Raw genomic sequence first — 20,682 nt, 5'->3', positions numbered from 1 at the left:
TGAACACATCCTGAAAGGACACTCGATGAGCAACTACCTCGACCGCGCGCTGACTGGCCTGCGGACCCTGGGCATCAATCTTCTGCAGCCGGTTCCAGATGCACCGGTCCTGGTATTGCTGGACCGCGTGGCCCAGTACGACACCGCCAAAGTCACCGCTATCGCTGCCGTGCTGCAACAGTCGACCACCTTCAACAGCGTGGTTCGCGAACAGATCGCCGGGATGGATATCTCCACACGCTTCATGGACATCACCCAAAGCTTCACCTCGATCCGCGAAGACGCGGCCGCCATGGCCGGCTGGATGGATGACGGACGCCTGGATACGCTGGAGAAACTCAAGCTGAGCTGGATGAACCTGCGTCGTGGCTCGATCCCCAGCCGCTTCAGCGAGATCCGTGAAAAATACCTGCAGGTGTGCAAGTCGGCCAATGACCAGATCGCCCGGGAAACCGTGATTCTGGAGGCCTACCTGGACTTCCGCATGGCCATGAAAGCCGCCGAGGTCGATGCCCAGCAAGTGCTCGCCACGGCCGGCCAGGTGCTGGAGCAGCGGACCCAGGCCTTGAACGAGGCCAACGCCCAAGTCACGGCTGCCGAAACCCTGGCGCCGGCCGAGCGCGCGGCCCTGGAGCTGCGCCGCGACGAAGCTGTACGCGCCCTGCAGGACGAAGACAAGCGCTATCAGATCGTCAAGGACATCGCCGATGACCTCAAGGTCGGCTACAACACGGCCGAAATGGTCTTCGCCCGGATCAACCAGGTGCATGTGATCAAAGAGCGCCAGTACCAGCGCATGGTCTCGTTCTTCTCCACCAACGAAGTGGTGTTGACCGGCCTCGCCGTGTCGTTCACCAGCAACAGTGGCCTGGCCGAAGCCACCAACACGCTGAATGCCACCACCGACGGCATCAGCAAGGGCCTTGAAGCCCTGGGCAGCACCGGCAACACACAACTGGAAGCAGCGGTCCAGGCCAGCTACGGCGCCACTATCAAAGTCGACTCGGTGCGCGCCCTGGCCGATGCCACCCTGAGTTTCCAGACGGACATGCACGGCCTCACGGAAACCTACCGAGCTGAATCCAGCAACGCGTCCCGTGACATCGCCGAAGCCGTCGAAGAGGCCAAACGCAAGTTCGCCGCATTGCTGACCAAGGCCGCTTGATGAGCGACATTCTCCTCTCCGAGCAACTCGGCGCGATGGCGCTGGTGGATCAACTGCGCCACCAGCAGATGGCCGTGGAAAAGGACCTGAGCCTGCCTCAACGCCGTGCCGAAGTGGCGGCGCGCATCCGTGAGTATTACCAGAACAACGGCATCAAGTTTAGCGAAGCGCAGATCGACCAAGGCGTGCGCGAATTCTTTTCCAAACGCCTGGTGTTCGAGGCCCCGGAACTGAGTGCGCTTGACCGTTTCTGGAGCAAGGTACTGCTCAAGCGCCATCGCGGCATACTCGTCATTCAGCTCATCGCGGTCACCTTGCTGGTGGTGCAATGCAGCCGTGTGATGGTCGCCAGGCACGAAATCCAAGAGGCTCAACGAGCGGCCATCGCCGTTGAGACGAACGTGGCACAGAAACAGTCAGACATCGCCAACCTGAAGGCTCGCCTGAGCGCCGTGCAACAGGATCCGGCCTATCTTGAGGGCAGCGATCTGTTCAGTGCCCTGCCCCGTCTGAACACCAAGGCCGAACATGCCCTGGCGATGGTCGATACCTCGGGGGTCGATTACGCCAACGAACAGATTGGCGTGCTGGAAGCGTTTTTGGCCAAGGTCAAGGCGGTCCAGCCGATGACCGACCAGCTCAACGAGTTGACCCGCAAGGTCGCCGACATTCACCTGCCCGCCGCCGACAGCAAAGCGACGCTTGGCATGCAGGCCGAATTGGTCATGATCAAAGACCTCATCGGGAAATTCGAGATCGAAAAAGCCGGCGGCCAACTCAGGGCCCTGCGTGCCAACACCGAACTGATCCCCAAGGAGGTAACCATCCGGGTTGTTGACCGGCCCGGCACACCGTCTGGTGTCGAGCGCTGCTACGACAAGGCGCTGTGTAATTCCAATCCTGGTTCGACCCAGGGCAAGAGCTGGTATTTGGTTGTTGAAGCCGTCGACCTGTCGGACAGGCCGGTGCTGCTGCCCACCGTCAGCACTGAGACCGGCACTGGCGCCTGGGCCAGCCAGTTCGCTGTGCGGGTGCCGCAGGCCGAATACCTGAAGGTCAAGGCCGACAAACTCGACGACGGCCACCTGACCCACCGCGTGATCGGCCGCAAGCCGGCCGGCAGGATGGAAGTCACCTATTTGAGCCAACGGACCACCGACCCGCTCGAAACGATATTGGAGTGGTGAAGACATGACGCCTGACACCCTGATCGGCATCACCGAACGTAACTCCCGCAACGCCGAGCTGAGGATTCGTACGGCCGAGCGACAACTGTCTGAACTGCTCGGCGAGCAACTGGCGCTGGAGCAGGATCTGACCCTGCGCCTGGGCCACATCGCCGTCCTGCACCTGCAACTGGGCGACACGCAGAACGTGCAAGTTGCCTCCGCCCTGAAAATGCGCCAACAGTCTCAGGACTTGCTCCACCGAGAGCTGCGTGAGGCTGAGCACGACGTGGCCCGGGCGTTGGCCAGCAAGGAAAAGCTGCAAGCACGGGCCGACTCTCTTGACCAACAAGCCCGGCTATCCCTGGAGCTGAACCCGGACTATGCGCGTCAGGTCGAGCAACTGGACCTGGCCCAAGCCGCCCACCGCGAACACATCAGCGGTTATGAGGAACTGCGCCAGGAGTGCGCGCTGAAGCGCCGTGGCTATGATACGAACCTGGTCTACGTCTACCTGCGCGGGCACGCTTTCGGCACCGACCAATACCGGCGAAATCGACTGAACCGCTGGATGGACAACTGGCTGGCCACCAAGGTGAATTACCTCGCCAACCGCAAAAACGAGCTTAGCCTGATCGCCCTTGATGAGCGAAACGAAGCCTTGCAGGCCGAACGCGCCGCCCTGATCAGCAACCTGAGCACAAGTGTCGATGCGCAACTGACTCAGGCACGAGACCAACTCGGGCAGGCCTCAATACAGCCCGAGCTCGACGCCCTGCAACAGGTGATCGACAACGCCAAGCGCCAGGCTAATGCTATCCAGGAAAAACTCGGCAGCTACTTGCGCAACGAAGACCCGCAGTACCAGCGTGCTCGGCAGTTGCTCACTGACCAATTGAAAACCCGCAGCATCGGCGAATTGGTTGACCTCGCCAGCCAGACTCCGGACGCGGCGGACGACCTGATCGTGGAGCGACTGCAAACTTCGCATCTGCGCTTGGTAATGGTGTTACAGAAGTTGGCGGAGGCCGAGGATGCAATCAAGCTGTACAAGAGCGACTACCAGCGCGCCAAAGATCTGGAGCGTAGAGTTCGCACCGATGACTTTACCGGTCGCGATGTTTACTTTGACCTGTCGACAGACTTCGAGCGACTGGTAGCCGGCTACATGACGCAGGACGTGACACTTGGGCAAGTGGTGGATGTGCTTAGCCGGGGCCTTAAAATCGTGCGCCGCAGCCAAGTAGCCGCCGGCGCGACGCGGGGCTATGTCAGCGCATCGATCAGCCCTATCAGCTACGGCGTCATCACCGTCGACAGCAACAGCAATAACAACACGGTCAGCTTTTCGTCGTCAGGCAGTACAGGCGGCGGCAACTTCAGGACGACCGACAGCTTCTAGCCTGGCGCAAAGCAAATCCGGGACTTCCTCGTTGCTAGCTGTCAGACAACGAGGAAGTGATCTGCGCAATCGCATCCTGATCCATCCCGTCCAGCGTGCGGTAGTGGTTGATGATCAACGTTTCCTTGTCGCTGAGCGTGTCCAGATTGATAACCGCCCGCTCCCCCGTCAGCACGTAAAGTATGTCCACGCCTTTGCGCCGGATGGCGATCAGGTAATCGGACTTGGGCAGTCGAGCACCGCTTTCGTAATGCACCTGGGCATTCGCAGCGACACCGCCAATCGCCCCGAACTCCTGTTGGGAGAGCCCCAGGACCTTGCGTTCTTCTTTCAGGCGGGTGCCGAGCAGATCGTCCATGGTGGGTACCTCAGTACGCGTGTTTAACACCTACCATACGCTTATGTGCAGGGCGAGGGTCCATTCATTCGGGTGACTGCCTATTGCGCGCGCACGTCAGGTCCGGCAGCGGCTACCCGGCAAGCTTCATCTACCTTCACGTGACGTCAGTGGCGGGCGGACTTAACTTGGCCGCCCTCCCCTTTGCAGGGTGTAGAGCGTAATGAAGCATCGCTATCCTTGCACCGTCTACTCCCATTGCTCAGGATAGCGTTCTTGAGCTCAACACCGGCAAGGACGCAGCAGGTTACCGAGGCCGAACAAACATGACGCTCCCTGAAGACAACCCGTTGAAGATCGAGGGGTGTCCGCGCCAGGCCAATCGCTGGTTCTGGCTTGCGCTTGGGTTTTTGATGGTTTTTTTAACGATTACTTCGATGATTTTCCTGGGGGTAAATCCACCTGAATGGATGTTTGTCGCGCTCAACTTTGGCTGGGCAATCGTTGCTTTGACGCTGCTGATGCGGCTATCGGGTGTGCACTGCGCCAAGTGAGGTAGCTGCCTCATTTGTCATCCTTTCAAGTAAATGCTGCTGTAACACCCCATCAATGTCTAAGAAACAACGTGAAACAACTCACATTCATGGAGTTCCCCAGTTGAAGGTCAAAAACTGACCAAATATATTTCGCTGCACCCGAGCGCTCACTTCTATATGGATATTGTTCTGCGCTTGCTCGGGCTCCCGGATCTGCGCAGGCAATAAAACATTGAGGTTTGCCATGCGCCTTTCCAAACTGGCACCCGCCGCCGCCCTGTTCAGCCTGTTCACCCTCACCGCCCAAGCCGCCGACCTGAATGCCCTCACGGGCGCCCTGTCAGCTGCCCTGGGTGGCGCCAGCAACAGCAACAACACCGTCAACGCCAATAACGCCTCCTGCCAGCAACAGATCCGCGACCTGCAGACGAATATCAATGCGGCCAATGCCAAGGGCGATACCCTGCGCGCGACCGCGTTCCAAGCAGCGCTGACACAAACCAACAAAAGCTGCAGCAACAGCACCTACAACGCTCAGGCGCAGGTGAGCACCAACCCCCAACACCAGCAAAACGTGAACAAGGCTGCGGATGCGATCAACGCGATTGGCGGCCTGTTCAAATAGGTTGGAATGCCCTGTGAGAAAGGCCCGTGATAGCGGGCCATTTTTCTGCCAAACCTATCGTTGATAAGCCTTCCGGTACGTTGTTGGGCTCACGCCCACGATCGAGAAAAAGTGCTGACGTAACGACAGGCCTGTACCAAACCCGCAGGAGCCCGCGATCGTCTCAATGCTGTGGTCGGTTGTTTCGAGCTGCAGTTGGGCTGCCTTGATTCGCTCGTTCGTAAGCCACTTCCCAAACGTCGAGCCGGTGAGTTGCTTGAAATGCCGGGTGAAACTACGCCGGCTCATCGCCAGCCTCGTCGCGACTTGATCGATTGACAAAGGTTGGCCCAGGTTTGCCCGAAGCCAATCCAGCAACTGGCCGAGGCGCTGGTCGCTTGCGCCTTGAGGAACAGGCTGACTGATGAACTGAGCCTGGCCGCCGTCCCGATGTGGGGAAACAAGCAGCTGTCGCGCCAATGCGTTGGCAACCCCCCGCCCATAAATGCGCCTGACAATATGGATGCAGCAATCAAGGCCCGCGGCCACGCCCGCCGAGGTCAGGATTTGCTCTACCTCGACATAGAGCACTTTGGGGTCTACTTCGATGCGAGGGAAATCTCGCGCCAGATGCGCCGCCCAAGCCCAGTGTGTGGTTGCCCGCTTGTCGCTCAGCAGACCTGCATGAGCGAGTACGAACGCCCCCAGACACAGGCCAACAACCAGCGCGCCTCTTGCGTAAGCAGCCTGAAGCGTTTCGAGGAGTGCTGCCGGCGGCATTTCGGTGACATCCCGCCAGCTTGGAACAATCACGATATCGGCCCCGGCCGCCTGATCCAGACCATGGTCGCAGTGGATGGCGAAACCGGCGTTGGTAACCAGCACGCCCTCCTCGCCCGCACAGACCGCCAGATCGAACCAAGGCGAATCCCCCACTCTGCGATCTTTACCAAACACCAGGCAGGGCACGGACAGGTGAAAGGGGCTGATGCGGTTAAACGCGATGACTGCAACGCTCACACTTTTTTTCACGGAAGCTGGCCTGATCAAGATTGGCCCGATTCTAATGAAAAATGGTCATTGGGCCAATGGTGCCCATTCTCGGATACGTCCACTCTGATCCCAGCTGCATTTCGCCGGGAAATGCGCAAATCAGAGCCCAGGCCTCAATGAACATCGCGACCTTTTGCACCCTAGGAGCACTTATGACGACGCTCTCGATGACCGAACCGACATACGCTGCCGAACCGGTGCCCACCATCCCCTATACCACCGAGTCCATTGGCTATCACTGGACCAGCGTGGAAGGCGTGAAGGTTTTCTACCGTGAGGCCGGCCCCAAAGGCGCGCCGACCCTTGTGCTGCTCCATGGCTACCCTTCTTCCTCGCGCATGTGGGACTCGTTGATACCGCTGCTTGCTGATCGGTATCACGTGATCGCACCCGACTACCCTGGGTTCGGCAGAAGCGACGCCCCCTCTGTGGCGACCTACGCCTACACGTTTGACCATCTCGCCGACACCATGAGCAAGCTGCTCACGCAATTGCGCATCGATGAGTACACCCTGTTCATGCAGGACTACGGCGGCCCGGTAGGCTTCCGGATGATCCTCAGCGCGCCGCAAAAACTGCACGGCATCATCATCCAGAATGCCAATGCCTATAACGAAGGCCTGGGAGCCAAGTGGGCGAACATCGCCAAGTATTGGAAGGCCCCTTCCGAACACCCCGAGCAAGTCGATGCGTTCATCGGATACGAAGGCACGAAGCAGCGTCACTTGGGCACCAGCCCTCATCCCGAGCGTTACAACCCTGATGCCTGGGAAGACGAGTTTGCCGCATTGTCCCGCCCGGGCCAGCGGGCAATACAGTCGGCGTTATTGCTGGACTACCTAAACAACGTCGCCTCTTACCCAAAATGGCAGCAATGGTTGAAAGACCATCAACCGCCCATGTTGGTCATGTGGGGGAAATACGACCCGTCGTTCATTGTGCCGGGGGCCATGCGTTACAAGGATGATGTGCCGGGTGCCGAGGTTCATGTTCTGGATGCGGGGCATTTCGCACTGGATGAGAAAACTGAACAGATTGCCAGCCTGACGCGGCTGTTTATGGCGCGGATTACCGGCGGTAAATAGTCAGTGCCGCCACTTTTCCAAGCCCAATAAAAATCCCGTCCACTGTTTAAAATCTTCTCGGTTTTTTAAGGGCCAGCAAGGCAAATCGCTTTAACTTGCGGGACGTTTCCTAGAGAATCTTTCGGCCTTGTGCCCGCTGGAATCACTGGCTAGTCTTCGCTCCGTCGCTGCACATCAGCGATCGGGTGTGGAAACCTGGAAATCAGTGGGCGCCAAGCGCCAGCACCATAATCGTTGTCGGCGTTTTTTTCGTCAGCGTTCTATGGCGGCTGTACGTGGGCAGACTTCGGTCTGGCCGGGTCCTACTGTCCGGTTTTCCACCCCGCGTATAGCTGCCACCCCCTGTCGTGTGGAAACGACATTAGGTGGCTCCCCCCTCAGTAGGAGCTTATGCATGGACAAGATCGTTCCAGACCCACCTCGTACCACCCGGGACCGCGAAGCCTTTGATCGCGCCTTGAGTCACTACCTCCAACCCGATCCCGCCTCCCACCCAATATTTACCGTTCACCAAGACGTCAGCTTTGAAGACGCAATCGCCCAAATTTCTGAATTGTTGCGCTGCGCAGCCGCAACGGCTGAAGGATCTGTGCAGGGATCTACTGGTGAAAACCGGGGCATGGCGTGTTCCACCGTTCACTTGATAGACATGGCTAGAACGTTGGCAGATCAGGCGTTGGATTGTTTAAAACCGCGTTAAAACAAAAAGCATGGGGGCTGAACTACTTGAAATAAAATAAATCAGTCCCCTTTACCCGCTTTACCCCTCATCAAATCGGCAGTCTGCTCCGTCACTTCATCACCACATGAACCTCATATCCCTTTCCGGTCGGCCATTCGTCCCGAAGTACTTCCACTGTTCCAGTCCCGACCTCTGCAGTTTCCGGCTGACCAAGCACGATGGCCTTCTTGATTGATGCTGGCAGCGGCGCTCCCAGCGCTTTCGATGCAAGCTTCTCCGCTGCTTTTCCGAGCGCTTGTATTGAGGCACCGGGTGATTTGGGCTGGTTGAAATTCAACACGAGCTTTACCTGATCAACCGTCGAGCCGCTACCTGTTGCGTAATAAGCCAAGTTATTAGCCAGTGGAGCCCCGCCGCCGATGTCCTTGTAATTGCTGGCGCATCCCGATGTACCATCACCGTAATCAGTCCACTTTCGACCCTTCAGGCCCGAGCCGGAAAGGAACGCACACACATTTTCCGGGGACGATTGCTTTAAATCCGCAAAACACGTCACCGAAAAAGCCAGTAATAACGGCAGAACAGTAATTTTAAGCATCTTTTTAGTCTCCCTTCCTGTGGGCACTTTGAGATCCGGCGTCATTCCGGCCCGAAACGAGTACCCCCATGGAATCCCAGACAATAAAAAACCCCGTAGACGTTAATCTACGGGGTTTCTAAGAGTGGAGGCCGAGGTCGGAATCGAACCGGCGTAGGCGGATTTGCAATCCGCTGCATAACCATTTTGCTACTCGGCCTCAAACGATCAATGCCTTACAACCGACATTCACCGCATACAAACTTGAGTGGGCTATGTGAAGCTTGCCTCTACTCTATCTCATTGAAAACATTGAAGTTTTTAATGCTTCAGTGCGTTCGATGGGCGCAATTATGTACTCATTTGCCTGGGCTTGCAACCCCTTGATTTCAAAAAATATTCTCTCAAGGGGCATCGTTTCCCGGTTGGCTACCCTACCGCCCGGCTTCTTCCTTGTCACGGATAACCTGCAATTGGTACTGCGGGTCCGCCGTGATCTGCTGTTCGGTAAACGGCAGCGGGCTGAGTTTTTTCTCGGAAAACGCCTGGGTCTGGTCCTTGTAGTATTTCGACGCCGGGTCGCTGGACAGGGAGAACGCCAGTACGCCTTCAGCATTGGGGCCCTTCTCGTCGAAGGTCACGATTTGCAAGTAGCTGCTGCCGCTGACCACTTCGCGCTTGCCGTCAGCCCTTGGCACGCTTTGCATGGCGTTGTACACGCCGAGCTCTTGCGGCCCGCCGTGGATCGGGGTCTGGCCCGAGACCTGGATGTCACCCCAGCGACTGTCGGCGGTCAGCCCGCGTTTGGCAACGTCGGCGGCTGAGGCAAGCATCGCTTCATGCAGCGCCTTGGCCACGCCTGCGCGTTCAATCGCCAGCCCACGAGGTGTGGTCAGTGGTTGTGCCGGGTCAAACCCCACTTTCCATGCCTCGGGTGCTTGTGCCAGTTGCTCCGCCAGGTTGATGAAGTGCACCAGGCCCACGCCGCTGTCGAGGTTGGCGCGCTGGTCCCAGCTTTTGAGGCTGTCGCACACGGATTTCACGGCGGCGTCGGCACCCTCGCAGTACTTGAGCAGGTCCGGCATGACTTGGCTGGCGAGATACACCTGGTTGTCCATGACCATGTTCTGCAAGTCGGCGGCCTTGATCGACTGCTTGTCGAGTTCCTGCAAGCGCTGCAAGGCGAAACGGGCACGTGGGCCCAGGCCGATTTTGTCTTGGCTGATCACCGGCGAGAATCCGGTCAGCGGCGCCTTGGGGTTGGCCATCCACGCCGAGTCATTGGAGTGCTGCACGTAGTCGGTGCGCTGCAGTTGCGGCAGTTGATCGGCCGGGAAGATCCCGGCCTGGGCGGCACGCGGGTCCATGTCCCAGGCGCAGGCGCTGCGGGAGCCGTCAAGCATGATGAATTGCAGGCCAACCCGGGGATCGCTGCACTGCGCGAGTTTTTTCGCGCTGACGTTCGGTACCACCGACAGGTTCATGTACAGGCTCTGGCCCTGGTCGTCCGCCGCCAGGGTGTTGACCCACGGGATACCTTGCAGGGTGTGCACCGAGTCTTGCAGCTCCTTGAGGTTGGCGGCGCGGTTCATCGCGTACCACTGTTGCAGAACGCGGTCGTTGCCCAGGTTGGCGTCTCGCAGGCTGAAGGCATATTTGTTGTCCCAGTCGAGCTTGCCAGGCCATTGCACCACCGGGCCGAACTGCGAGCTGTAGACCGTGCGGGACTGTTCCTTGGTGCTGCCGTCGGCGGCTTTGACCTGCACGTTGATGCTGGTTTTTTCCATGGGCAGGGATTTGCCGTTCAGCAGGTAGCGGGTCGGGTCTTTCGGGTCCAGGGTCAGGCGGTACAGGGTGAAGTGCTTGGACGTATCAACGGTGTGCGTCCAGGCCACGTGCTGGTTGAAGCCGATGTTGATCACCGGCAGGCCCGGCAAGGCGGCGCCCATTACATCCAGCTGGCCGGGAATGGTCAGGTGCATCTCGTAGAAACGCATGCCGCCAATCCACGGGAAATGCGGGTTGGCCAGCAACATGCCGCGGCCGTTGAACGAACGGTCGCGGCCGACGGCGACGGCGTTGCTGCCGCGATCCAGGGCAAAACGTTGCTGATTGGTGGCTGCGACCTCAAACGCCCTGGCATCCAACTGGGCAACGGCATTGGGCGGCGTGGCCCCCACCAGCGCCTCGGCAAACTGCCCGACGCCACCTTCCACCAGTAACCGGCGGGTTACCTTCACCAGGTCCTCGGCCGTGATCGGCCGTACCCACGCCGCCTGGCACTGTGCAGGCAAGCCTTGGGCCGTGCGTTCCTTGAGATAACGGTTATAGCCGGCAACATATCCTTCAATGCGCTGCTGCATCGCCGGGGGTTGCGCCTTCCAGAACGCCGCAACGGCCTCGGGTGTGTTCAGCCAGTTGAAGAACACGTCGTTGGTCAGGTTATTACGCCCTTCCTGGGTCGCCTGCTCAGGGCCAAAGTACCTGGCGCGCTCGCCGTTGACGGTCACCACCTCATTGGCCAACAGGCACAGATTGTCCTGGGCATAGGCGTAACCAATGCCATAACCCAGCCCACGCTCATCGTTGGCCCGGATATGCGGGACACCAAAGCTGGTACGCCGAATCTCGGCGGTGGTCTGCTGCTCCTGCACCCGCGCCGTGGCCGAAACACTCAGCCCCAGCAACGCCCCAGCCACGCACACCCTGAACAACCCGTTGGAAATAATCACGCAGACTCCACAGCCAAATTAAACACCGTGACGAGGGACAGCTTCGCCAACACCTCAGTTAAGACGTAAAAACCGGGAATAATTTAGCAGCCGCAGATGTTTATTCGGACATGTCGGTATGTCTCCAGGATGTTACCGACAAAATTTCTACATCCCGCGCTTCATGATTTCGGCTGCTCGTACGTCTTATTAACTAAGAGCGCCATCATTTTCCTGATCAGGCTCTGATAAGGAGTTTTTGCATGTACAACCCGCAACCGCCCACGGAAGGACACTCATCCATGCATGACGGAGGTTTCAGCACCGGCAACCAGGCGTTCGGCAAGGCGCCGGAGCATGGCAACCAGCGCATTCGTCATTTGCTCAAGTGTTTCGGCCTGCGCACCAGCCTGATTCGGCTGAAGGTCATCGACGCGCTGCTGACTGCGGCCGATAACCAGCGCACCCTCGGCGTGCGCGGCGTGCACAGCCACTTGCTGGAGCTGGGCATCCCGCTGTCGTTTCTCAGCGTACGCGAGGTGCTCAAGCGCCTGTGCGCCGAGGGCGTGATCACCCTCAACACCGACAAAAGCTACAGCCTGCACGAGCAGGCTGCCAAAGTCCTGGAAAGCCGGGCCTGACTCAAAGGTTAGGCTTGACCTTGCGGCGCATCACGCCATTGATCACCACCACCGTCACCGCTACGGCAATGGCGATGTACTGGAACGTTTTTTCGCTGATGACGCCATTGTTCTGCAAGTAGGACAGGCCAAACATCGTCCCCAGCACCAGCAGGGAAATCAGAATCGAGTATTTCAAACGTTGCTTTTGGGTCATGACGGGGTCCTGAAGCTAAAAAAATTGTATCCACTTTGTATCGACTGCCACACCAAGCACATACCCATTGGCGGGGATGGAATGGGGTCGGCGGGGTCTCATGTTACAGGCGATGAAAAACTTTGGCTTGCCCAACGCCTGATTGAACTTGTGAGAACCTTAGAGGATTTGGAAATGCTCCGTCGAATCACACTGCTGATTCCCTTGCTGATCATGCTGAGCATGAGCGGCTGCATCATTTTCCCCCACGGCGGCGGCGGTTGGCACGATCATCGTTACTACGATGGAGGGCCGGGGTACTACCATCGCTGATCGTCATCCGTACACTTTCTGACAATTTGAACACTCTTTAAACGGAGCCGTAGCCCTGTTTCCGACACTCACAAAGAGCGTCCAGGAAGCAGGGAGGTTTTCCTGAAAGGCGCACTCCTGAATATGCGTGCCCGAAGGTGTTCACTATGACCTCGATAGCCAGCAAATCGGTTCTTTCCTCCACTTTTTATCCGCCACCGCCGCCTCCTCCGATACCACTCCCCGTTATCCCGTCATACCCCGATGAAATTTTACAGAGCGCAACGGACCCTGAGGACCCTGCGGCTGACACCCCTGCTCCCGACGGCCCGAAAGCCTTGAAAGCCGCACTGGGTGACCGAGCCAACTGGCAGACGCTGGCACAGAAGCTCACTGATGTCGCCACGCGGGTAGGACCGGACGCGCCTTTTCTGGTGATGCAATCTGCGCTGGCAAGTCGGCTAATGGACCTCGCACCCGAATCCTCTTACCCGCTAAATAGTAGTAACGCCGTCAGTGTTCTGGGTTTTCTAACGGCTAACGGCCTGCCCCAGCCAACCACCCATGCCGACCTGCTGGCGCTGGCGCGCGCAGCGCTGGCACGCTCACAACCTCATCCATGGGGAAACCTGGGCGGTGGCTTATCCTGGCCCCTGCCCTTGAGCACAAGTCAGCAGAACGCGTTGCTGGCAGCCGCTAGAGAACATGCCAATACCCCGGGTTCAGCGCAAGAAAGCCAACAACGTGGGCTACTGGAGTTTCTGCACGGTAACCTGCCGCTCCCCAACGACGCCTCGACCGATCCGGTCAAGGCGCTGGAAACCCTCATAAGCTCTCCCCGCGGCCAAGCCTTGGGAGAGGCCTTGCAGATCAAGCTGGAGGGCATTTCCACCGATAGCAGTGTGAGTGATTACGCACTGGCAGCCATCAACCTGGACCTGGATCAGGAGTCCATAGCCCAACCTCATCGCAACCAAGTAGCCGGTTTTGACCTGGCACAAAAACAGCATTGGGGCAAACCCGTCTCGTCGATTGTCGCCGGCCTGCGCCAGCACCTGAGCGACACCGGCAAAGCGTCCTCCCCTTACGCCACGCTTGGCGCCCACATGTTGCTGATGCGGACAGCGCCGCAATTTTTGATCAAGGATATTCCCGACAGCGTGGTGTACGGCAGCCAGGCTTGGGCCAACCTGTGCATCGCGGCGGCGGCCATCGAAGCCGAGTCTCCCGGCGGGGTGGCGAACATGAGCTTTGCCGAAGTCATGATTACCGCCGACGCCAGCCGCGCCGCTCCCGAGTCGGCCAAGACAGCCGCTCTGTTGGATTGGGCCATCGTCAACGGTGTGCTTGAGGCGAAAGACGATGCGCTTCACGAAAAAGCGGACATCGATACCGCGATGGATGCCTTCAATCATCAGTTGGAAAAACTGAAACACGCCTCCAGCCTGCTGGATGCCCCCGTGCCCACCCGCCAGCAGATAGCGCTGGACTTGCTCAAGGAAAAATTCGGAAAAGGCGTGCCCTTTGAAGAGAAGGTGCTTCTCAAGCCCAACAACACCGCGAACAAGATGATCCCCACTCGTGGTCCTTATTCCATGCTGGACCTGACCATGCAGGGCGAAAAAATAAACGCATCCGAGTGGGCACTCAAGCCTGGATCGCAAGGCGTAGACCTTGATGCGTTTGCGGCGTTTACCCAAGGTCCGGACTTTAAAGTCCCCGACACCTTTGACAACGCCATCAGCCAGACCATAAGCGACTACAAAACCGTCAAAAAATATTCCATCTTGAATGCCCTGGCCAACCTTCCACCGGATGACAAAAATAACTTGCGGTTGGGGAAGCTGAATTTCTACAAAGAAAAATCCTACAGAGTCAGCTGGGTTCCACTCGCTGGAGAAACGCTCTTCCATACCAGCAAAAAAATACTCGTTACTACAAAAAACCAGGAAAACCTGTCCACCTACGAGTTCGATACTGAAAAAGGCACCATCAGAAAAGTCGGCAACTCCATCATCACGCGCGGGGACCAAAAGATTGCCGACGAAGTCACCCGAATAGAGGAGTTCTCCACTTTCGGTTCCAAGCGCGACTATATAAAGCAGGAAAACCCACTCGAGGGCGTAAATCGCAACCTGTTCAAGAATTTCCGGGCAGCCTACCTGGCGGATTCGATTGTCGAGGGGCTCGACCTCGATGCGATAAGACAGCAGGCTGCCGGAATTACCCCGGATGAGCATACGAAGGCCGTCGCCGATACCATCGGCAATTTTCTCCTCGACCTTATTCCCCTCAGGTCAGCCATCGTCAACTTAAGTAACGGCCACTATAAAGACGGGTTCTCTGACTTGGCATTTGATGCGTTGGGCTTGCTCACAGCAGGCGTGGGCGCCGTTGCGAAGGCCGGAAAGACGCTGGGTACGGCCGGCGGCGCGGTGAGCAAAGCGCTTAAGGTCAGCAAGATTTTCGGGGCTGCCGCCCTCTCGGAACTCAATCCGCTGAGCGGCCTTGGCGATTTGGCGATAGGCGCTGGAAAACTCAGCCTCCAGGGAGCAAACGCTGCCAGCCAGAGCATGAGAACACTAAAGGGCACGACCAATAACACAGCCCTTATTGCCGCCGGTGACCGGTTTGAAGCCGCCGCTACCGGCACCTTCAAGGTGGGCACGCAGACTGTCGAAGGGAGCGCAGTGCAGCTTAACGGCAAATGGTACGCCCTCGATGCACAGAAACAGCAACCGTATGGCAGCCCCCTGCAACCGTTCGAATCCAGTGACACGCTAATGCCTCCCTCTCCGAACCCTTACGCGCCGCTGAGCCGGGGCGCTCACCGATTCAACCCGATAAACGTAATCCCCCCCCCCGCGTAAAGTCAGGAAACCATTACCGGAAGGCACTTATGCGGAAGCCATGAAAGGAAAACTGGAAGCAGACCACTTCAAGACAGACACCCGCCAGGCAACCATGGACAAGTTCCAGCAGGAAATGAAGGATTACTATGAGGCTATCGATATCGACGGCATACCGCCTCGTCCTGTTATACCCGAAGTGCCGATACCACTCGCGGTAGGCGACCTGATCAAGGAGGCACTTAAAACATCAAGCGGGCTGGTATTTGGAGAATCTCACAAGCAGATGGCCAGCTTTAAAGTCCTGTTCGACAACGTCGGTACGTTAAAGGACCAAGGTGTCAAAAAAGTCTACTTGGAAGGGTATATCGACATGCTCCATGGCCCCATTGATGATGGAATCGGAATGCTCGGAAGCAGCGGGACTCGTCGCACACATCCGTCACTTGAGCAACTCAAGAACAAACTTGAGGCCAATGAAATAGAACTCCTGCCCCTCGATCATTACTATCTGACGCGACACAAATACGATAAATCCCGTGATCGCACCCAGACCGGGATCAACTCCGAGAAGCGACTCAAGGAGTTCAACTACTACGCTGCTGAAACTATCCAGGCGAACTCAGGCACCGAAAAGTGGGTCGCATTGGTGGGGCACGCGCACATGAACACCTCCGAAGGTGTTCCCGGCTTGGCGGAGCTCACGGAAAGCATCGGTATCGGGGTGTTTGACAACAAGAACATGCCTTACCACAGCATCGGGCTTAAAGCCCATACCCATGTGCCAGACCCGAACAAACCGTTACAGCCCGGCGACCTTCCCGGCGACCTGCACATCTATGTGAAACCCTGAGCCAATCGCAAAGGCCCGGAGAGCCTCCGAGCCTTTGCATGAGGTTGTTACCCTCCATGCACCCAACGCTGATGCAGCCACCGCGCAAACGCATCCAGGGCAAACCCCAACAGGCCGATCAGCAGCACCATCGCCATCAGCTCGGAATAGGCCAGCCGATCGCGGGTGTCGAGGATGTAATAACCCAGCCCCGCGCTGACCCCGAGCATCTCGCACGGCACCAGCACGATCCACAGGATCCCGATGGCCAGGCGCACGCCGGTCAGCACGTGCCCCATCACCCCGGGAATAATCACCCGGCGCAAGGTTTCCCAGCGTGTGGCGCTCAAGCTCTTGCTCAGTTGCAACCAGCGCGGATCGAGCTGACGCACACCCGCCGCGGTATTCAGCAGAATCGGCCACACCGCCGCGAACGCCAGCAGGAAGTAGATCGGCTGGTCGCCCACGCCCATCAACATCACCACAATGGGCATCCACGACAGCGGCGAGATCATCCGCAAAAACTGGAAAGCCGGCGTGGTCGCCGCCTCCAGCTTGCGCGAACTGCCCACCAGCAAGCCCAACGGCACACCAATCAGCAGCGCCAGGAACAGCCCGACGAAGATCCGTTTGAGGCTCACGGCAATGTTCAGGTACAGCTCACTGCGCCCGAGCAATTCCCACAGGCTGGCGAGGGTCGCCGACAGCGAAAACCGCGCAGACAAACCGTCCGCACTGCCAAACACTTTCACTCCCAGCCACCAGAGCAACAACAACCCTGCCAGCCCGCTCAAGCCAAGCAACCAGCCCGGCAACCCCAAGGTTTTGCCGTTGTTCAAACGCCAATCTCCTCGTGCCGCTCAAAGCCTTCCGGCAAGCCGAAGGTCTTCATGCCGCCCACCGCTGCGATGGCGTTGCGCACGAAGCGATCGTCCACCAGGTCTTTGGCGACAAACGCCGGATCCAGGTCGGCGAGGAATTTCTTGTCGCCCTCGATCAGCGTGTCTTTCAGGCGGCGCACCAGTTCCTCGGTGTAGCTGGGGAATGGATACGGTTGGAAGTCGATGCGGTGCTCGTCCCAGTTGGCGTGCTGGATCGCGCCGTCGGCCAGGTATGCCGCGCGGTCGCTGGCAGCCGGCGCCAGGACTTTGCGCAGTACCGGCTCGGCATGCGGCGTGTAGCGATTTTCGCCGTCCTTGGACAGCAGCTTCACCGCCTCTTCACGGTTGTCGCGGGTCCAAACCTGGGCCTTGACGATTGCATTCACCACCTTCTGCGACCATTCCGGGCGATTGGTCAGGTCGTGCTCATGCATGAACACCACGCAGCACGCATGGTTACGCCACACGTCGCCGGTAAAGCGCTGCACGCGGCCCACGTTGAGGTTTTCCGCCAGGGCGTTGAACGGCTCGGCGACGATGTAGCCGTCGATGCGTTTGCTGGCCAGGGCCGGCGGCATGTCGGAGGGTGACAACACGATCAGGTTGACCTCGTTGGCGGCAATTGCGCTGCCTGCAGCACGGGCCACCGGGGTCAGGCCGTTGTCGCGAAACAGTTGCTGCACCACCACGTTGTGGATCGAGTACCAGAACGGAATCGCCACCGACTTGCCGCCCAATTGCTTCACATCGGTAATGCCTGGGGACACGGTCAAACCCGAGCCGCCCACGTGGTTCCAGGCCACGACCTTGGCCGGGACCCTGCTGCCATAACGCGCCCAAACCGTCATCGGCGACAACAGGTGAATCACATTGACCTGGCCGGAAATAAACGCCTCGATCACCTGGGCCCAACTGCGCAGCAGCACCGGGCGCTCGGCCTTGATGCCTTCGGCTTCGAACAGGCCGTTGTTATGGGCCACCAGCAGCGGCGTGGCGTCGGTGATCGGCAGGTAGCCGATGCGTACCGGTGCGTCCGGCTCACTGGCCGCGCGGGCCTGCAAGCTGCTCAGCAGCGGCAAGGCACCGGCGGCACTGAGCACGGCCGAGAGTTTGAGAAAATCACGGCGCGAGTGAGTGAGGTCATCCAGACACATGGCAGGGCTCCAGCAGTTCAGTGGGTTGGGGGTCGTTGCGGCTCGCCTGCCGTAGGGTTTTGAGAATCTCGATGCGCAGGGTGCCGATGGCTTCCACCTGTTCTTCCCGCGGTTGCGGCAGGTCGATCCGCCATTCGCCGAGGGTCCGCGCCGGGCGGTTACCCAGTAGCAGAATCCGGTCGGACAACAGCAGCGCTTCGTCGATGTCGTGAGTGATCAGCACTGCCGCCGAACCTTGCTCGCGATTGACCTTGAGCAGCAGGTGCTGCATGTCGGCGCGGGTCACTTCATCCAGGGCGCCGAAGGGTTCGTCCAGCAGCAATACCTGCGGCTGGCGGGCCAGGCAGCGGGCCAGCGCAGTACGCTGGGCCATGCCGCCGGACAGCGCTGCCGGAAACTGCTGACGGGCGTGTTCCAGGCCCACCGCGTTGATCGCGTGGTCAATCCGGCTGCGTCGCTCTTGCGGGCTGAGGTGCGGTTGGCGCGCAAAATCCAGGCCGAAGGCGACGTTCTTTTCCAGGCTCAACCACGGCAACAGGCTGGGGTCCTGGAACGCCACCGCCACCCGCGGATGCGGGCCATTCAATGGCTCGCCCAGCAGGCTGATACTGCCGCCCTGAGGCGCCTGCAAACCGGCGAGCACCCGCAGCAGGCTGGACTTGCCAACACCGCTGGGGCCGAGGATCGACACCACTTCGCCGGGCTGCAATTGCAGGTCGAAACCTTCCAGCACCGAATTGCCCGCATACCCCAGGCAAATCCCCTGGGCATGCAATACCGCCGGGCTCATAGATTCGCCTGACGGTTCAACTCGGTGCGCAACTGCACCAGGCTCGGGGTCACGATCGGTACAAATGCCGACTCGCGCCAGCGCCGGGCAAAGCCGCTGCCGTGGGCGGTCAGGTAGGCCTTGCCGCCGCTGGCTTGCAGCTCCAGTTGCACAGCGCTGGCAGCAATTTCCGCGAGAGCAATGCGCAGGCGGAACAAAGGCACCGGCTCGGTACCGAAGCGACCGCTCAGCAAACCTTTCTTGAGGTCGTTGACCGCCTGCTCCAGTGAGGTACGCAGCACTTCCAGTTCTTCGCGCAATACGGTGCGGCTGGAGCCCAGGTGATTCGCCACCTCCGCCAGCGAGCGCCGCGCCAGGCCGATGGACATGCCGCATTGCAAGCCGAGAAACGCGGGGCGCACGGCCGGTAGGAACTTGCGTGCATCGTCATGCAACAGCCAGTCGCGGCTCAGTTCTACGGCTTCAAAGCCGAGGGCTGCGGTGTTGCTCGACTGCAGACCCAACAGTTCCAGGTCGCGGGAACGTTGCAGCCCGGACACCGAATCAGGGATCGCCAGGATAAACGGCGCGCCGCCCTGGGCATGCTCGATGGCGGCGGCCACCACAAACCCGTTCTTGCGCAGGTTGGTCACCCAGTGCAGGCGGCCGTTGAGGTTCCAGCCGTCATCCGTCGGCTCGGCGCTGATTTGCAGCGACTCGATACCCGACAAGAATTTCATCGCATTGGACAGCCCGGTCGCCCCGGCCAGCTTGCCGCTCAGCAGGTCCGGCAGCAGTTGCTCACGCAAGCGCTGATTCGGGCTTTGCAGCAGATACTCGATAAACGAGCGTTGGCCCCAGCACACAAACGCCGACGCCAGGGAATGGCTGGCCACATCGGCAATCGCCTCTATGGCACCCGTGACATCGCCGCCCAGGCCGCCGAGGTCCTTGGGCACACCGATACGTAATACATTGGCCTCTGCCAGCCGTGGCAGCACTTCCTGCGGATCGCAACTGCCCACATCCAGGGCCTGCGCTTGAACATCGAGCCAACGGCTCAAGATTGGGTCAAGCATTCATGTTTCTCCTTGTTACAGCATGTTTACCATCGCGAACGCTTGCGCGCCTTCAGCTTGCCGGTTTTTCCCAACGGTATTGCGCCAGTTCCGGGTTGAGCGGCGTGCGCGCAAACACGTTGGCGAAATTGCACAGGGTGGCCAGGCTGACGCCCAGAATAACCTCAAGCGCATGACCGTCGGTGAAGCCCGCTGCACGGAACGCTGCGTAGCCGGCATCGCTGACGTCACCGCGGGTGGCGATCACTTCGCGAGTGAACGCGGCCAGTGTCTCATAACGCTCGTTGGGCAATTCACCGCGTTGGCGCAGGGCGTCGATCACGTCTTCCGGCAGCTTGGCTTTGTTGCGCGCTACGGCAGTGTGCCCGGCGACGCAGAAATCGCAACCGTGGTTCGTGGCGGCAATCAGTTGCACCACTTCGCGGTCGGCCAGGCTCAGGTCAGACTTGGCGTTCAGGCCGGAGACAGTGATGTAGGTTTCCAGTGCTGCCGGGGCATTGGCCAACACCGCCAACAGATTGGGGATGAACCCGGAACCCTTCAGGGCGTTTTCCAGAAAGGGCTTGGCCGCTTCAGGGGCGGTTTCCAGGGTGAGCATCGGTACGCGGGACATGGAGTGGTCTCCTCATGGATTCGTGTACCCAGTCTGTTGGTTATAAAAAATCTGCTCAA

At 59.1% G+C, this 20,682-nt stretch carries 22 protein-coding genes and 1 tRNA gene; 11 read left to right on the top strand and 12 right to left on the bottom strand.

Annotated elements, in window-relative coordinates:
- The first annotated feature begins 25 nt into the window (after positions 1 to 25).
- The 3 genes from ACA046_RS14385 to ACA046_RS14375 are packed head-to-tail and all read left to right on the top strand — an operon-like array spanning position 26 to position 3,733.
- Complete coding sequence (locus ACA046_RS14385) at positions 26 to 1,165, top strand: merozoite surface protein 3b (RefSeq protein ID WP_497676816.1); 1,140 nt, start codon at positions 26 to 28, stop codon at positions 1,163 to 1,165.
- Positions 1,165 to 2,352: a DUF6384 family protein gene (locus tag ACA046_RS14380; protein WP_497676815.1), complete on the top strand. Its 1,188-nt coding sequence runs from the start codon at positions 1,165 to 1,167 to the stop codon at positions 2,350 to 2,352. Before ACA046_RS14385 ends, ACA046_RS14380 begins: the two co-directional genes overlap by 1 nt.
- Before the next feature lie 4 nt (positions 2,353 to 2,356).
- Positions 2,357 to 3,733, top strand: a complete 1,377-nt coding sequence (locus ACA046_RS14375) for a hypothetical protein (protein ID WP_497676814.1) — start codon at positions 2,357 to 2,359, stop codon at positions 3,731 to 3,733.
- 34 nt (positions 3,734 to 3,767) lie between these two features.
- Here ACA046_RS14375 and ACA046_RS14370 read toward each other — a convergent pair whose 3' ends face one another.
- Positions 3,768 to 4,091 (bottom strand): helix-turn-helix domain-containing protein, encoded by a 324-nt coding sequence (locus ACA046_RS14370; protein ID WP_167664961.1) that lies wholly within the window; start codon positions 4,089 to 4,091, stop codon positions 3,768 to 3,770.
- 305 nt (positions 4,092 to 4,396) lie between these two features.
- On the opposite strand from ACA046_RS14370, the gene ACA046_RS14365 reads away from it, so the two are divergent.
- Positions 4,397 to 4,624 (top strand): hypothetical protein, encoded by a 228-nt coding sequence (locus ACA046_RS14365; RefSeq protein ID WP_497676813.1) that lies wholly within the window; start codon positions 4,397 to 4,399, stop codon positions 4,622 to 4,624.
- A gap of 87 nt (positions 4,625 to 4,711) precedes the next feature.
- On the opposite strand, the gene ACA046_RS14360 is transcribed toward ACA046_RS14365, so the two are convergent.
- The gene (locus ACA046_RS14360; protein ID WP_497676812.1) at positions 4,712 to 4,852 is read right to left on the bottom strand and encodes a hypothetical protein; all 141 of its coding nucleotides are present in this window, start codon (positions 4,850 to 4,852) and stop codon (positions 4,712 to 4,714) included.
- Between ACA046_RS14360 and ACA046_RS14355 the strand changes: the two genes are divergently transcribed.
- Positions 4,851 to 5,231 (top strand): DUF1090 family protein, encoded by a 381-nt coding sequence (locus ACA046_RS14355; RefSeq protein ID WP_497676811.1) that lies wholly within the window; start codon positions 4,851 to 4,853, stop codon positions 5,229 to 5,231. The genes ACA046_RS14360 and ACA046_RS14355 overlap by 2 nt on opposite strands.
- 54 nt (positions 5,232 to 5,285) lie before the next feature.
- Here the strand turns inward: ACA046_RS14355 and ACA046_RS14350 are convergent, their stop codons facing one another.
- Positions 5,286 to 6,230 carry a GlxA family transcriptional regulator gene (locus ACA046_RS14350; RefSeq protein ID WP_497677084.1) on the bottom strand — a complete coding sequence of 315 codons (945 nt, stop codon included), beginning with the start codon at positions 6,228 to 6,230 and terminating at the stop codon, positions 5,286 to 5,288.
- Positions 6,231 to 6,415: 185 nt separating this feature from the next.
- On the opposite strand from ACA046_RS14350, the gene ACA046_RS14345 reads away from it, so the two are divergent.
- Together ACA046_RS14345 and ACA046_RS14340 are read left to right on the top strand one after the other, a co-directional pair.
- Entirely contained in the window at positions 6,416 to 7,348 is a 933-nt protein-coding gene (locus ACA046_RS14345; protein ID WP_497676810.1) for an alpha/beta fold hydrolase, read from the top strand.
- Positions 7,349 to 7,742: 394 nt separating this feature from the next.
- Entirely contained in the window at positions 7,743 to 8,048 is a 306-nt protein-coding gene (locus ACA046_RS14340; protein ID WP_459028643.1) for a DUF6124 family protein, read from the top strand.
- Positions 8,049 to 8,139: 91 nt separating this feature from the next.
- Here the strand turns inward: ACA046_RS14340 and ACA046_RS14335 are convergent, their stop codons facing one another.
- From ACA046_RS14335 to pvdQ, 3 genes are all read right to left on the bottom strand, one after another.
- A complete protein-coding gene (locus ACA046_RS14335; RefSeq protein ID WP_459028641.1) occupies positions 8,140 to 8,628 on the bottom strand; it encodes a DUF6030 family protein in 489 nt (162 codons plus the stop codon).
- Positions 8,629 to 8,753: 125 nt separating this feature from the next.
- Positions 8,754 to 8,827 (bottom strand) — tRNA-Cys (locus ACA046_RS14330).
- A gap of 214 nt (positions 8,828 to 9,041) precedes the next feature.
- Positions 9,042 to 11,339 carry a bifunctional acylase PvdQ gene (gene pvdQ / locus ACA046_RS14325; RefSeq protein WP_497676809.1) on the bottom strand — a complete coding sequence of 766 codons (2,298 nt, stop codon included), beginning with the start codon at positions 11,337 to 11,339 and terminating at the stop codon, positions 9,042 to 9,044.
- Positions 11,340 to 11,581: 242 nt separating this feature from the next.
- On the opposite strand from pvdQ, the gene ACA046_RS14320 reads away from it, so the two are divergent.
- Positions 11,582 to 11,959: a fe2+ zn2+ uptake regulation protein gene (locus ACA046_RS14320; protein ID WP_076013904.1), complete on the top strand. Its 378-nt coding sequence runs from the start codon at positions 11,582 to 11,584 to the stop codon at positions 11,957 to 11,959.
- A 1-nt stretch (position 11,960) separates the two neighbouring features.
- Here ACA046_RS14320 and ACA046_RS14315 read toward each other — a convergent pair whose 3' ends face one another.
- Positions 11,961 to 12,155, bottom strand: coding sequence for a hypothetical protein (locus ACA046_RS14315; protein WP_003207574.1), 195 nt, complete (start codon positions 12,153 to 12,155; stop codon positions 11,961 to 11,963).
- A gap of 174 nt (positions 12,156 to 12,329) precedes the next feature.
- Here ACA046_RS14315 and ACA046_RS14310 point away from each other — a divergent pair, with 174 nt between their 5' ends.
- From ACA046_RS14310 to ACA046_RS14300, 3 genes are all read left to right on the top strand, one after another.
- Positions 12,330 to 12,467, top strand: coding sequence for a hypothetical protein (locus ACA046_RS14310; protein WP_010171564.1), 138 nt, complete (start codon positions 12,330 to 12,332; stop codon positions 12,465 to 12,467).
- 146 nt (positions 12,468 to 12,613) lie between these two features.
- Entirely contained in the window at positions 12,614 to 15,316 is a 2,703-nt protein-coding gene (locus tag ACA046_RS14305; protein WP_497676808.1) for a membrane-targeted effector domain-containing toxin, read from the top strand.
- 40 nt (positions 15,317 to 15,356) lie between these two features.
- Entirely contained in the window at positions 15,357 to 16,148 is a 792-nt protein-coding gene (locus tag ACA046_RS14300) for a membrane-targeted effector domain-containing toxin (RefSeq protein WP_497676807.1), read from the top strand.
- Positions 16,149 to 16,195: 47 nt separating this feature from the next.
- On the opposite strand, the gene ACA046_RS14295 is transcribed toward ACA046_RS14300, so the two are convergent.
- From ACA046_RS14295 to ACA046_RS14275, 5 genes are read right to left on the bottom strand one after another with little or no spacing between them, the layout of a single operon-like run.
- Entirely contained in the window at positions 16,196 to 16,948 is a 753-nt protein-coding gene (locus tag ACA046_RS14295; RefSeq protein WP_172834573.1) for an ABC transporter permease, read from the bottom strand.
- Positions 16,949 to 16,962: 14 nt separating this feature from the next.
- Positions 16,963 to 18,162 (bottom strand): ABC transporter substrate-binding protein, encoded by a 1,200-nt coding sequence (locus tag ACA046_RS14290; protein WP_497676806.1) that lies wholly within the window; start codon positions 18,160 to 18,162, stop codon positions 16,963 to 16,965.
- Positions 18,149 to 18,952: an ABC transporter ATP-binding protein gene (locus tag ACA046_RS14285; RefSeq protein WP_459028631.1), complete on the bottom strand. Its 804-nt coding sequence runs from the start codon at positions 18,950 to 18,952 to the stop codon at positions 18,149 to 18,151. Before ACA046_RS14285 ends, ACA046_RS14290 begins: the two co-directional genes overlap by 14 nt.
- Positions 18,949 to 20,010: an acyl-CoA dehydrogenase family protein gene (locus ACA046_RS14280; protein ID WP_076013902.1), complete on the bottom strand. Its 1,062-nt coding sequence runs from the start codon at positions 20,008 to 20,010 to the stop codon at positions 18,949 to 18,951. Before ACA046_RS14280 ends, ACA046_RS14285 begins: the two co-directional genes overlap by 4 nt.
- Before the next feature lie 52 nt (positions 20,011 to 20,062).
- Positions 20,063 to 20,623, bottom strand: coding sequence for a carboxymuconolactone decarboxylase family protein (locus ACA046_RS14275; RefSeq protein WP_459028629.1), 561 nt, complete (start codon positions 20,621 to 20,623; stop codon positions 20,063 to 20,065).
- Positions 20,624 to 20,682: the final 59 nt, after the last annotated feature.

It is taken from the genome of Pseudomonas sp. LBUM1641 (assembly GCF_059716235.1).
The sequence above is the reverse complement of the archived record's forward strand: the minus strand, read 5'-3'. Positions and strand labels throughout refer to the sequence as shown.

Coding starts and splice junctions, on each gene's coding strand:
- ACA046_RS14305 (WP_497676808.1), top strand. CDS start 12,614: ATGACCTCGATAGCCAGCAAATCGGTTCTTTCCTCCACTTTTTATCCG.
- ACA046_RS14380 (WP_497676815.1), top strand. CDS start 1,165: ATGAGCGACATTCTCCTCTCCGAGCAACTCGGCGCGATGGCGCTGGTG.
- ACA046_RS14280 (WP_076013902.1), bottom strand. CDS start 20,010: ATGCTTGACCCAATCTTGAGCCGTTGGCTCGATGTTCAAGCGCAGGCC.
- ACA046_RS14365 (WP_497676813.1), top strand. CDS start 4,397: ATGACGCTCCCTGAAGACAACCCGTTGAAGATCGAGGGGTGTCCGCGC.
- ACA046_RS14275 (WP_459028629.1), bottom strand. CDS start 20,623: ATGTCCCGCGTACCGATGCTCACCCTGGAAACCGCCCCTGAAGCGGCC.
- ACA046_RS14315 (WP_003207574.1), bottom strand. CDS start 12,155: ATGACCCAAAAGCAACGTTTGAAATACTCGATTCTGATTTCCCTGCTG.
- ACA046_RS14285 (WP_459028631.1), bottom strand. CDS start 18,952: ATGAGCCCGGCGGTATTGCATGCCCAGGGGATTTGCCTGGGGTATGCG.
- ACA046_RS14300 (WP_497676807.1), top strand. CDS start 15,357: ATGAAAGGAAAACTGGAAGCAGACCACTTCAAGACAGACACCCGCCAG.
- ACA046_RS14340 (WP_459028643.1), top strand. CDS start 7,743: ATGGACAAGATCGTTCCAGACCCACCTCGTACCACCCGGGACCGCGAA.
- ACA046_RS14370 (WP_167664961.1), bottom strand. CDS start 4,091: ATGGACGATCTGCTCGGCACCCGCCTGAAAGAAGAACGCAAGGTCCTG.
- ACA046_RS14320 (WP_076013904.1), top strand. CDS start 11,582: ATGTACAACCCGCAACCGCCCACGGAAGGACACTCATCCATGCATGAC.
- ACA046_RS14385 (WP_497676816.1), top strand. CDS start 26: ATGAGCAACTACCTCGACCGCGCGCTGACTGGCCTGCGGACCCTGGGC.
- ACA046_RS14355 (WP_497676811.1), top strand. CDS start 4,851: ATGCGCCTTTCCAAACTGGCACCCGCCGCCGCCCTGTTCAGCCTGTTC.
- ACA046_RS14360 (WP_497676812.1), bottom strand. CDS start 4,852: ATGGCAAACCTCAATGTTTTATTGCCTGCGCAGATCCGGGAGCCCGAG.
- ACA046_RS14335 (WP_459028641.1), bottom strand. CDS start 8,628: ATGCTTAAAATTACTGTTCTGCCGTTATTACTGGCTTTTTCGGTGACG.
- ACA046_RS14290 (WP_497676806.1), bottom strand. CDS start 18,162: ATGTGTCTGGATGACCTCACTCACTCGCGCCGTGATTTTCTCAAACTC.
- ACA046_RS14375 (WP_497676814.1), top strand. CDS start 2,357: ATGACGCCTGACACCCTGATCGGCATCACCGAACGTAACTCCCGCAAC.
- ACA046_RS14345 (WP_497676810.1), top strand. CDS start 6,416: ATGACGACGCTCTCGATGACCGAACCGACATACGCTGCCGAACCGGTG.
- ACA046_RS14310 (WP_010171564.1), top strand. CDS start 12,330: ATGCTCCGTCGAATCACACTGCTGATTCCCTTGCTGATCATGCTGAGC.